Here is a 10,254-nt window from a genome sequence, read left to right as displayed (position 1 = left end):
GGGGTCGTCTCAGAAAACGGAAAATAAAGCACGCTAAGCCGGTGGCAGCGGTCGCAATGGCCTGAACTTCCCCGCACCGACCTTGGCACTGCTGCGCCATAGGTAATCGCCGGTCAGGTTGATATGCTCCCACCCCAGCGGGGACAGATATTGCAGCAACGTGTCGTCCAGCGCCTTGCCGTGGGCACGCAAAGCACTGGTGGCACGCTCCAGATAGACCGTGTTCCACAACACGATGGCCGCCGTCACCAGATTGAGGCCGCTGGCCCGGTAGCGCTGCTGCTCAAAACTGCGGTCGCGGATTTCACCCAATCGGTAGAAGAAGACCGCCCTGGCCAGCGCGTTGCGCGCCTCGCCCTTATTCAGCCCCGCATGGACGCGGCGGCGCAGCTCCACGCTTTGCAGCCAATCCAGAATGAACAGCGTGCGCTCGATGCGCCCATACATCCGCACCTTGTCGTTGATCGCCTTGCCGGAAGCCTGGAACTGCTGTTGATGCTTGTTCTTGGCCGCATTGAACAGCTTGCCGATGATACGGTCGTGAAGGTCGATGATTTCATCAGTGACGGTGGCCATGCCCTCGATGGCCAGTGCTACCAAGGTGGCGTAACGCCGCTGCGACTCGAACTTGGCCAGGTCGGCGGGCGTCATCTGGCCGCCTTCGCGGGCGATCTTGAGCAAGCGGTTTTGGTGTACCTGCCGTTCGATGCCAGCAGGTAGGTCAAGCGCCTGCCAGGCTTTGAGGCGTTCGATGTGTTCAAGCATGTGGCGCGAGTTCGGCTTGGCGGGCGATTGGCGCAGCCACGCTAGCCACGTCATTTTGCTACCATCCTTGCGCTTGAGCAGTTCGTCCAGGCGCTGGCGATGGACAGGTATCAAGGAATCGGCCAATGCCGCATGGATGCTTCGGTTGGCACGGGTAATGGCCTCGGCGCTTGCGCGCTCGATGGCATTCATGGCGGGTAGGATGATGCTCTGCCGCCGCAGGTTTTCAACAAGGGTGCTGGCCAGCACAATGCCTTTGTCTGTTTGCAAGGCCAGTTCGGTCAATGTATGCACGGCTTGCCGGTAATGACTCATGGTGAAGGGCTTGAATCCAAACACCGTTTGCAGCTCGACCAAGTGCTCCCGCCGTGTCTGCTCGCGCTGGCCGTAATGGTTCCAGCTTTCCACCGGCACCTTGAGTTGTGCGGCCACCATGCGCAGCAGGGGCAGAAATGGAGGATCATCGACGCCCAAGAAGATGCCAGGGAATCGCAAGTAGCAAAGCTGCACGGCGAAGCCCAATCGATTCGCGGCGCCGCGACGCTGACGGATCACCGACAGGTCGGTTTCGTTGAACGTGTAGTGCCGTATCAGTTCGTCTTTGGCATCTGGCAGTGTCAGCAGACTTTCGCGCTCGGTGGCGGACAGGATTGAGCGGCGTGGCATGGTCAGTCTTCCCGCAGGTACTGGTACAAGGTTTCGCGGCTGATGCCGAAGTCACGGGCCACCAAGGTTTTCTGGTCGCCTGCCGCAACTCGCCGTTTCAACTCGGCAATTTGTTCGCTGTTCAGCGATTTCTTTCGTCCCCGGTAGGCCCCGCGCTGCTTAGCCAGCACGATTCCCTCGCGCTGACGTTCGCGGATCAGAGCGCGCTCGAACTCAGCAAAGGCTCCCATGACCGACAGCATCAGATTGGCCATCGGTGAGTCCTCGCCGGTGAACGTTAGCCCTTCTTTGACGAACTCCATGCGCACGCCCCGTTGTGTCAGCCCTTGGACGATGCGGCGCAGGTCATCAAGGTTGCGTGCCAACCTGTCCATGCTATGCACCACCACGGTGTCGCCCTCGCGGACGAAGGCCAGCAGCCTTTCAAGTTCGGGACGTTGTGTGTCCTTGCCTGAAGCCTTATCGGTGAATACCTTGCCGACTTCTATTTGTTCCAGTTGTCGATCAGGATTCTGGTCGAAGCTGCTGACGCGAACGTAGCCGATACGTTGACCTTGCAAGATGCCTCCAAAGGTAAAAATGTCAGGATGAAATCTATTACCCTTGGCTGAATGTGTCAATAAATATAAATTAATACCCTACTCTGACGTTGTTTGTGCTCAACATCTGACATCAGGTTAGGGTATAGTCTTAACTGACACCACCTCCCAGGGCCTGATATAAAACAACACTATCGACTAGGCGTTGTGCCTGGACCGCAACCATATTGATCCGGATTGACTGTGCCTGTTGCTGCGCGATGAGCAGTTGCAGGTAGCTGGCCGCGCCCAGCCGGTATTGCCGCTCGACCGACTGCAAGGAGGCCTGTGCAGCCATATCAGCGGCAGCGAGGGCAGTCAAAGTTTGTGCATCGCTTTCCACCGCGCGCAGGGTGTCGGCGACGTTACGCAAAGACTCCAATACGACGCTCTGGTAATTGGCTACGGCGGCATCAAAAGCGGCGAGCGCCGCTCTTTTTTCAGCGGGTAGCCCTGGATTAAAAAGAGGCTGGGTGAGCTGCGCAACCAGGCCCCACACTGCCGAGCCACCACCGAACAGGGCACCGGTGGTCAGCGCCTGAGAACCAAGGTTGGCGCTCAGGTTGATCTGTGGGTAGAGCTTGGCGACAGCCACACCATAGTCTGCATTGGCCGCATGCAACAGCGCCTCTGACGCCTGGATATCCGGTCGGCGGCGCACCAGTTCTGAGGGCACGACGAGCGGCATCTCGACGGGTAGAGTGAAATCGGCCAGAGTGAAGGCCGGGATGCCACCCGTGCCTGGGGCACGACCGGCTAGCACCGCCAGTAGATGTTCGGTTTGTTGCAGTTGTTTACGCAGCGCAGGCAGTTCTGCCCGCGTTTGCTCCGCCTGAGCTTGTAGGCTCAACGCTTCATCAGGTGAGGCCTGACCGATACGCACGCGTTCATGGGCTAGGCGCAGTTGCTCATCCTGCACGCGCAAAATGGCAGTAGTGGCTTCTAGTTGCGCGGCGAGGCGTGCTCGGGTAATGGCAGCGGTTGCCATGTTGCCGGCAAGGGCCAGGCGCGCAGCATTCAGTTCGAAGCGACGGTAGTCGGCGCGAGCAGCCAAGGCTTCGAGTGCGCGCCGGTTGCCGCCAGCCAGATCGAGGTTGTAATGCACGCCAACGCTGGCGTTGTAGAGGCTGAATTGACGTGCGTCTCCGCTCAACCCTTGGCTACTGGGACTCATTTGCTGGCGCTGAGATCCCAGTGCGACATCTACCTGTGGATATTGCGTCGAGCCCGCCTGTGCGGCAAGAAGCTCCTGCGCCTGTCGCAAATTGGCGCTGATGCTCGCCAGCGTCGGGCTGACATGGAAAGCTTCGTTTATCAGTCCGTCGAGTGCGGATGAACCCAAGCTTTGCCACCATTGCGTTTCGATCGGAAGCCCTTCGACTAGACGTTGTGTTTCGCCGAACTGCGTGGGAGCGGACACGGTTCTATCAGCTACCGGTGTTGCAGTGTAGCGAGCCACATCGGGTGCGGTGGGACGCTGAAAATCAGGGCCGGCGGCGCAGCCGGCCAGACCGGCGGTGACCAGACCAGCTACCAGGTAAGTTGCCGCAAGCCGTCTTTCGAGGCTGATGGGGCGCTGGCATGTTTTAGCGTGCTCCATAAAAATGCTCCACGAAAGGTTTACGGAAAGCTTGGTGGCAGCCCAAGCAGCTTTCCTGCACGTGGGCGAATGATTGGGTCACCGCCTTGCCGTCGCTGCTCGCAGCAGCCAGCTTCATGGCCAGCGCCGCCTCGTGAGTCTGCGCGTCAAAGTTTCTGAACTTGGTCGCATCAGCGCCGAGGTAAGCAAGGATGCGCATTTTTTCAGTAAGCGGTGGCTCGGGGTGTGCAGCAACTTTTGGGGCGAGCTGAACGACCTGAACCCATTCCTCCTGCGAAATCGCACCGGTAATAGCCTGCATGTTGCGCCCGAGTTCCTGCATGATCTTGCGTAGCGCCAGTGGCTCAACCTGGGTAGCGTCACCAGCCCAAGCTGGCAACTGAAAACCCCATAAAAGCAGGCAGGCCGTAACGGTCAGGGTGATAGTTCCAAATGCGTGGCTGTGTTTGCGGTGGGTCATGAAATTCTCCTGTAATTCAATCGTTCTCTCATTCGAACTCCCGCCCTTCGCCAGCTTCCTCATGGGTCACGCCGTCGCGGATGTGGTAGATGCGCTTGAATGTGGGGATGATCTTTTCGTCATGGGTGACGACGATGATGGCGGTCTCGAACTTCCGGGCCATGTCGTTGAGGATGCGGATTACAGCCATGGCGCGCTCGGAATCCAGCGGCGCAGTGGGTTCATCGGCCAGGATCACCGGCGGACGATTGACCAGTCCGCGCGCGATGGCGACCCGTTGCTGCTCGCCACCGGAGAGTTGCGAGGGCATTGCGCGAGCTCGGTGTTGCACATCAAGCGCTGTGAGCAATTCCAGTGCCTTCGCGCGCGACTCTCCATTCGCGACGCCTGCAAGCATCGGCAGCAGCGCCACGTTGTCGGTGACATCGAGAAACGGAATCAGGTACGGCGCCTGGAAAACGAAACCGATCTTGTCACGCCGTAAGGCGCGCAGGTCGCGGACTTTCCAGCCATCGGCGTAGATCACTTCATCGCCCAGCGTCATGCGACCGGCGGTCGGTTCGATCACCGCACCCAGACACTTGAGCAGCGTGCTCTTGCCGGACCCGGAAGGGCCGATCAGTCCCACCACTTCACCAGGCGCAACATGCATATTCACGTCTCTCAAGGCAAAGACAGCGGTGTCACCATCGCCATACCGCTTGCTTAAACTTTCGATGTGTATCCCTTTGCCACTCATCTCAACCTCCAATGGCTTCGGCCGGATCGACCTTGAGTGCTATGCGAATGGCGACGAGGCTAGCTAGAACGCAGATCACGAGCACGGCAAAAAAACCGGCGACAGAATCCATTGGCGTGAGCAGGACATATTTTGGAAAAGCCGGTGCTGAAAAGGTGGCTGTGATCTTGCCGACCACGAAGCCAATCACGCCCAGGGCGAGCGCCTGCTGCATGATCATCGCGGCGATGGTTCGGTTGCGTGTGCCGATGAGCTTCAACACCGCGATCTCACGGATTTTGTCCATCGTCAGCGAATAGATGATGAAGGCAACGATGGCCGCGCTAACGATGGCCAGAATCACAAGGAACATGCCGATCTGCTTGGCCGAGGTGGCGATCAGCTTGCCGACGAGGATGTCTTCCATCTGTGCCCGGGTGTAGACCGTCAAACGCTTCCAGCGCTGGATGGATTCGGCAACCTCGTCCGGCGCATGACCAGGTTTCAGAGTGACCAGCACGGCATTGACGAACGCGTTGCTGCTCTGTGAAGCAATCACGGCATCCAGCAAACCTGGATCACCGGGTCGATTGAAGACCGGGTTGGCTTCGGTGCGACGCCGGCTTTGCCAGATGGCATCGTTGTCCTTGAGGAACTGGGCCTCCTGGGCATCTTTGAGCGGAATGAATACCATCGGGTCGCCGCTGGACGACACCATGCGCCGTGTCAGCCCCACGACGGTGTAATGATTGCGGCGAATGGCAAGACGATCTCCCAGTTTGAAGCCGGTGGCGATGTCGGCCACAGCCTCGTAGTGACCGCGCGTGATCTGGCGTCCAGCGACGAGATAAGGAGGCCATCCGGGTGTAGCCCCCAACGCACCGGGCGCGATGCCGACCACCATGGTGCGTACATCACTCTCGCCCTTGCGTACCTGCATGGTCAGGTAGGTCGCGTTCGCTGCCTGTGAGACTCCCGGCATGGCGAGAATGGCGCGATACACGTCATCGTTGAGGCTGGACGACTCCGCATAAGGACCCAGAGTATCCTTTTGCACCACCCAAAGGTCAGCGCCACTGTTGTCGAGCAACGCCTTGCCGTCGTCCACCATGCCTCGGTACACCCCAGCCATGACTAGGGTGACGCCGATCAGCAGACCCAGACCGATGCCGGTGAAGACGAATTTCCCCCAGGCATGGAGAATGTCGCGGCCGGCCAGGCTGATCATCGTGAAACTCCCGGGATATGCTCGACCACATGGATGCGGCTGCGCGCCGTCAGTGCCTTTTCGCTATAGGTCACAACCTGGTCCCCATTCTTGAGCCCTTCGCGCACCTGCACGTAACCATTGAGGTCGGAAGTGCCGAGCTTGACCGGGGAGAAATGCAGATCACCATCCACGATTTGCCAGACACCAACTTTATCGCCTTCACGCTGGACGGCAGCGTTGGGGATCAGTGGAGCGGCCGGGAGCGCCGGCAAGTCAACCGTGACTTCGGCCAGTTCACCCACTGGTGGCAAAGGTTCTGGTTTGTTATCGAATGTCACCTTGGCAAGCGTTTCCTCGGTTACCGCGTCGGCCTTGGGTTCCACCCGCAGCACGCGACCTTTCAAGGTCTGGCCACCACGCGAACGCAGGACGATATGAGCCGGCAGCCCCCCAGCCAGCCCCGATGCGCTGATCTGGTCGAAGCGCACATTGATCCACAAACTCTTGGGGTCGATCACTTCCACCACGGCCTGGCCCGCGACGATGGTCGTGCCGGGATCGGCATCGCGCACGGCGACTACACCGTCGACCGGCGCGATCAGGCGCAGATTGCTCCGCTGCGCGACGAGTGCTTCGCGGTCGGAGCGTGCCCGGGCAATATCTTCCCGAGCGGCGGATAGGGCGGCATCGGCGATCTGCAGTTCCTGCCGCTTGGTGGTGACGATTTCCTCGCTGGTCGAGCGCACCGCAAACAATTGCTCATAGCGGCGCGCCTGGGTTTGCGCGTAGGCTTGCCGGGCTTCTGCCTCGCGCAAAGCCGCTTCCGCCCGCTTGAATACAGACTCCTGTGAGCGCACCCGATCATCAAGGTCGACCGGCTCCATCTCGCCGAGCACCTGTCCGGCCTTGACCTGGTCGCCTACATGCACCTCCAGGCGTTTGACGCGCCCGGCAAACGTCGGTCCGATCTTGTAGGTGTAGCGCGCCTCCACCGTGCCGATGCCGAACAGCGCCGGTGTGATAGCCTGTGATTCCACGCTTGCCACCGTCACAGCGACCGGGGCGAGCGGCCCTGATCGCAGACCGACATAAATAAAAAGCACCAGCAAAGGAATGATGACGGCAAGCAGTGCCAGGGTGCGGCCTTGCAAGGGTAACTTTTTCATTGCGCACTCCTTATGCCACGCCGATAAATTGCAAAGACGCGCGGCGCATCGCGGTGCATACGTCCCACATCACCCGCCAACAGCGATTGCATGACCAAGCCCTGGATCGTGCCAATGAACAGCGTTGCCGCCGCCTCGTTGTCAAGCGAGGGAGACAACTCGCCGCTGGCCTTGCCTTTCTCGATGAGACGATGCAAACGTTCGCCGTAGCGCTGAATCAAGGTTTGCACCATGCGCTTGGCCGGTGTCGATTCGGCACGCTGAAGCTCACCAAACATCATTCTTGGCACGCCTGGGTGCTCAGCTACGAATTCGATATGACTCATGAACATCGCCTCCATGGCTGCCAAGGGCGACTCGATTCCTTGTGCGGATCGATCGATTCTGGCTAATAGGCGCTCTGCTACCCACTCCATGACCGCCTGCCAAATGGCTTCCTTGTTCGGGAAGTGCCGAAACAGCGCACCCTGGGTCAAGTTCATGTGTTTAGCGATAGCCGCAGTGGTTATCTCGCTTGGGTTTTGTGAACCGGCAAGCGCCACGACGGACTCGACAGTTACGGCACGACGTTCATCGGCCGGCAGATGCTTTGGATGGGTGTCCACGAGCACTCCTGGTAAGATAGTAATTGATTACTATCTTACCACAAGAGGCAACTCAAACAAGAGAAAACCCGACGTACTCGTCAATATCTAGAGTCTGCAATGGGCTTAACGTGCTTTATTTTCCGTTTTCTGAGACGTCCCCAAAAAGGTTATCACCGCGTCCGACCGTTCAGCTAAAGGCGTTGTTAAAGCTGTTGCCGATCTGAGCAAGGTTGCAGTCGAGCTGACAGCTCTGGCGCAGTCTAACGTCAACCTAGCCGAAGAAATTGAGTTCAAGCAATCCCAGCTGGCCGACCTGGATAACCAGATCAACACCAAAGAGCGTGAAGGTGCTGCCCAGCTGCGACTGCGTGTTATCGAAAACGAAGACCGCGTACTGGCTGACCTGATGAAAGCTCGTGGCCTGGCGACCATCTCCGTTGCTGATCTGAACCAGCTGAACACTCGTGCAGTGAACGCTGAAGCAGGCAATGAGCAGGCAGTTGAAGAAGCGCGTACCTCTGCATTCCGTCAGGCTGACTCTGCTTCCAAAGCTCAGATTGCTCAGCTGCAGGGCGATCACCGTGTTGAAATGGCTGAACTGAACGCAAACAGCAAAGCCAAAGACAACCGCATTGAGTTCCTCGAAGCGCAGGTGACTCAGCTGCAGGGCGAAGTGAAAGCTGAACGTGACACTCGTCTGGAAATCGCTAAAGCGGAATCTAACCGCCAGGGCGTTACCGTAAACACCGGTAAGAACTAAGTTGCGTGTCTGTTCCCCTCCGGGGGAACAGCACATCGTAGAGCGGGTTGGGTTTATTTATTCACTTAAAGACTCCGCTAACAGTCCCCAGCCCGCTCTACGCTGTGTACGCAGCAGATTATGTCTGCAATCGGTAGCTGACATCGTCGAACTCCAAACCTTACTTATAGCGCAAATACCAAAGGGGCTTCGGCCCCTTTTTTGTTGAGGCAAATATGGCAAGAATGAACGATTGGGATGCTTTTGAAAGGTACAAAGCACAATTACGGGGCTATGAAGATCACGCCAGTAATCGCTTCAGCACAAGGATGCCGGCCTGCTTAACGGAGGCATTTGAAAGGTCGATGATGAACAGTGATATCTCTTTCACTTACCAGCGTATCCAATACAAGAACACCATGCCTGGCCGGTTCATTCAGGTTATCGGAGATGGCAGAGAAATTCGGCCACTGAGCTGTATGCAGTTACGCACAAACTTTCTAAGCAGCCGCGAGCGCTATAACGTTGCTCAAATGCCAATGATGCCTTCGACATTCGAAGATGACCCATCAGACCCTCTCGTAAGCAGAGCTTTTAAAACCGTTGCGCTCTCTTCTTTCGTTACCATTTCAATGTCCACGTTGGATAGCAGAAGCCGTCACTTCACTCTCTACTTTGCAGACAAATTTATAGACGGAGCTATTAGCTTCAGCCCGATATTCTTTGAATCTAACGGCGCACGAGTGCCGGACAACGCACCGGCTGAAGAATATCTAACCTTGCCTCGTCGCACAGGCAGAAACGAGTTTCGGGGTTTGAGGGCCAATGATGCAAAAAACCACGCTAAGAGGTTAGTTCATTGTTTATATTGAGATTGTTAGGTACTGCGTTTGCAGCCACTTCAGTCGTCATGGGGGGAGGGACAATGGAACGCAACACCAAGTAGATTGATGGCATAAAGTTCCTTCAATTCCGATCTGCTCTCCCGCTTTCATTTTCTGCTGCAGATCACTTTTGTTGCCATTCCTTTACAACAGCTTCCCAATCGACAGTTCTCTCGACCAACTTCCCATCCGCATACTTTCTTGTCCAAACATCCCAGAAGTCAGGGTCATCAGAATGAGGTTGCTGCTCTTTCGTCAAATTTTTCATTTTAACTAGGACAGGAAGTTCAGATGCCCAGCCCATCAGTATTGCATGTTGGGATGGTAATGAAGGTAGTTCACGGAGTAATCCTCGCAAATTATCAGGTACCATTTTATGAACTTGCTCCTGATCTTTGTCGTTACTAATTCGATGCAAAAGAAAAGTATTACATTGAGACAAAACCGTAGGTGATAACTCTGATGGTCGTTGTGAGGAAATCACCATACCAAGACCAAACTTTCTGCCTTCTCGTGCGATTTTCTCAAACACTTGGCAGCAAACGGCTGCGACATCCTGATTTTCAGAGTCATCACGATACCGTTTAATAAATGTATGTGCTTCTTCAGCGACAAGTACCGTAGGTAAAGATTTATTATATAGCCGCCTATAACGTTGCAATGATTCAAACACAATCCTTGAAATAACAGCTGTCACAAGATGAGTAATTTCTGTTGGTACTAAAGAAAGATCAATAATTGAAACACAGCTATCATCATCGCCGGTTCCATCCTTTCCAATATAAGTTTCTAACCAATTGGCTAAGGAAGGTGCGAATAAGCAGGTCATTTCTTCCCAAGCTGACTCGCTGATTAAAATTTCGCGGATCTGGGCCGATTTT

11 protein-coding genes are annotated in these 10,254 nt (G+C 56.4%); 2 read left to right on the top strand and 9 right to left on the bottom strand.

What is annotated here, in order from left to right:
• Nucleotides 1–33: 33 nt before the first annotated feature.
• From OGW13_RS03770 to OGW13_RS03735, 8 genes are all read right to left on the bottom strand, one after another.
• A complete protein-coding gene (locus tag OGW13_RS03770) occupies nucleotides 34–1,431 on the bottom strand; it encodes a DUF4158 domain-containing protein (RefSeq protein ID WP_174501489.1) in 1,398 nt (465 codons plus the stop codon).
• A 2-nt stretch (nucleotides 1,432–1,433) separates the two neighbouring features.
• Nucleotides 1,434–1,991 carry a recombinase family protein gene (locus tag OGW13_RS03765; protein ID WP_001162010.1) on the bottom strand — a complete coding sequence of 186 codons (558 nt, stop codon included), beginning with the start codon at nucleotides 1,989–1,991 and terminating at the stop codon, nucleotides 1,434–1,436.
• Nucleotides 1,992–2,121: 130 nt separating this feature from the next.
• Nucleotides 2,122–3,609: an efflux transporter outer membrane subunit gene (locus tag OGW13_RS03760; RefSeq protein ID WP_088244041.1), complete on the bottom strand. Its 1,488-nt coding sequence runs from the start codon at nucleotides 3,607–3,609 to the stop codon at nucleotides 2,122–2,124.
• The gene (locus tag OGW13_RS03755) at nucleotides 3,596–4,069 is read right to left on the bottom strand and encodes a cytochrome c (protein ID WP_016236502.1); all 474 of its coding nucleotides are present in this window, start codon (nucleotides 4,067–4,069) and stop codon (nucleotides 3,596–3,598) included. The genes OGW13_RS03760 and OGW13_RS03755 overlap by 14 nt, the downstream gene beginning before the upstream one ends.
• Before the next feature lie 28 nt (nucleotides 4,070–4,097).
• Nucleotides 4,098–4,808, bottom strand: a complete 711-nt coding sequence (locus OGW13_RS03750) for an ABC transporter ATP-binding protein (protein ID WP_004393997.1) — start codon at nucleotides 4,806–4,808, stop codon at nucleotides 4,098–4,100.
• A gap of 1 nt (nucleotide 4,809) precedes the next feature.
• Nucleotides 4,810–6,015: an ABC transporter permease gene (locus OGW13_RS03745; RefSeq protein WP_022652303.1), complete on the bottom strand. Its 1,206-nt coding sequence runs from the start codon at nucleotides 6,013–6,015 to the stop codon at nucleotides 4,810–4,812.
• Nucleotides 6,012–7,163 carry an efflux RND transporter periplasmic adaptor subunit gene (locus OGW13_RS03740; RefSeq protein WP_022652304.1) on the bottom strand — a complete coding sequence of 384 codons (1,152 nt, stop codon included), beginning with the start codon at nucleotides 7,161–7,163 and terminating at the stop codon, nucleotides 6,012–6,014. Before OGW13_RS03740 ends, OGW13_RS03745 begins: the two co-directional genes overlap by 4 nt.
• Entirely contained in the window at nucleotides 7,160–7,768 is a 609-nt protein-coding gene (locus OGW13_RS03735; protein WP_004393990.1) for a TetR/AcrR family transcriptional regulator, read from the bottom strand. The genes OGW13_RS03740 and OGW13_RS03735 overlap by 4 nt, the downstream gene beginning before the upstream one ends.
• 388 nt (nucleotides 7,769–8,156) lie before the next feature.
• On the opposite strand from OGW13_RS03735, the gene OGW13_RS03730 reads away from it, so the two are divergent.
• Both OGW13_RS03730 and OGW13_RS03725 read left to right on the top strand, forming a co-directional pair.
• Nucleotides 8,157–8,510, top strand: a complete 354-nt coding sequence (locus OGW13_RS03730) for a hypothetical protein (protein ID WP_287115678.1) — start codon at nucleotides 8,157–8,159, stop codon at nucleotides 8,508–8,510.
• A 215-nt stretch (nucleotides 8,511–8,725) separates the two neighbouring features.
• Nucleotides 8,726–9,361, top strand: a complete 636-nt coding sequence (locus OGW13_RS03725; protein WP_287115677.1) for a hypothetical protein — start codon at nucleotides 8,726–8,728, stop codon at nucleotides 9,359–9,361.
• 136 nt (nucleotides 9,362–9,497) lie between these two features.
• Here the strand turns inward: OGW13_RS03725 and OGW13_RS03720 are convergent.
• On the bottom strand, nucleotides 9,498–10,254 hold a 757-nt coding region (locus tag OGW13_RS03720), incomplete at its 5' end, for an ATP-binding protein (protein WP_287115676.1).

This window comes from Citrobacter sp. Ca225 (genome assembly GCF_030337175.1).
Lineage (GTDB): Bacteria > Pseudomonadota > Gammaproteobacteria > Enterobacterales > Enterobacteriaceae > Citrobacter_A > Citrobacter_A amalonaticus.
This window is presented reverse-complemented; position numbering and strand designations above follow the sequence as displayed.

Bases quoted from the DNA above. Each gene is read 5' to 3' on its own strand.
- OGW13_RS03750 (WP_004393997.1), bottom strand. From the start codon at position 4,808: ATGAGTGGCAAAGGGATACACATCGAAAGTTTAAGCAAGCGGTATGGC.
- OGW13_RS03755 (WP_016236502.1), bottom strand. From the start codon at position 4,069: ATGACCCACCGCAAACACAGCCACGCATTTGGAACTATCACCCTGACC.
- OGW13_RS03770 (WP_174501489.1), bottom strand. From the start codon at position 1,431: ATGCCACGCCGCTCAATCCTGTCCGCCACCGAGCGCGAAAGTCTGCTG.
- OGW13_RS03745 (WP_022652303.1), bottom strand. From the start codon at position 6,015: ATGATCAGCCTGGCCGGCCGCGACATTCTCCATGCCTGGGGGAAATTC.
- OGW13_RS03725 (WP_287115677.1), top strand. From the start codon at position 8,726: ATGGCAAGAATGAACGATTGGGATGCTTTTGAAAGGTACAAAGCACAA.
- OGW13_RS03760 (WP_088244041.1), bottom strand. From the start codon at position 3,609: ATGGAGCACGCTAAAACATGCCAGCGCCCCATCAGCCTCGAAAGACGG.
- OGW13_RS03730 (WP_287115678.1), top strand. From the start codon at position 8,157: ATGAAAGCTCGTGGCCTGGCGACCATCTCCGTTGCTGATCTGAACCAG.
- OGW13_RS03740 (WP_022652304.1), bottom strand. From the start codon at position 7,163: ATGAAAAAGTTACCCTTGCAAGGCCGCACCCTGGCACTGCTTGCCGTC.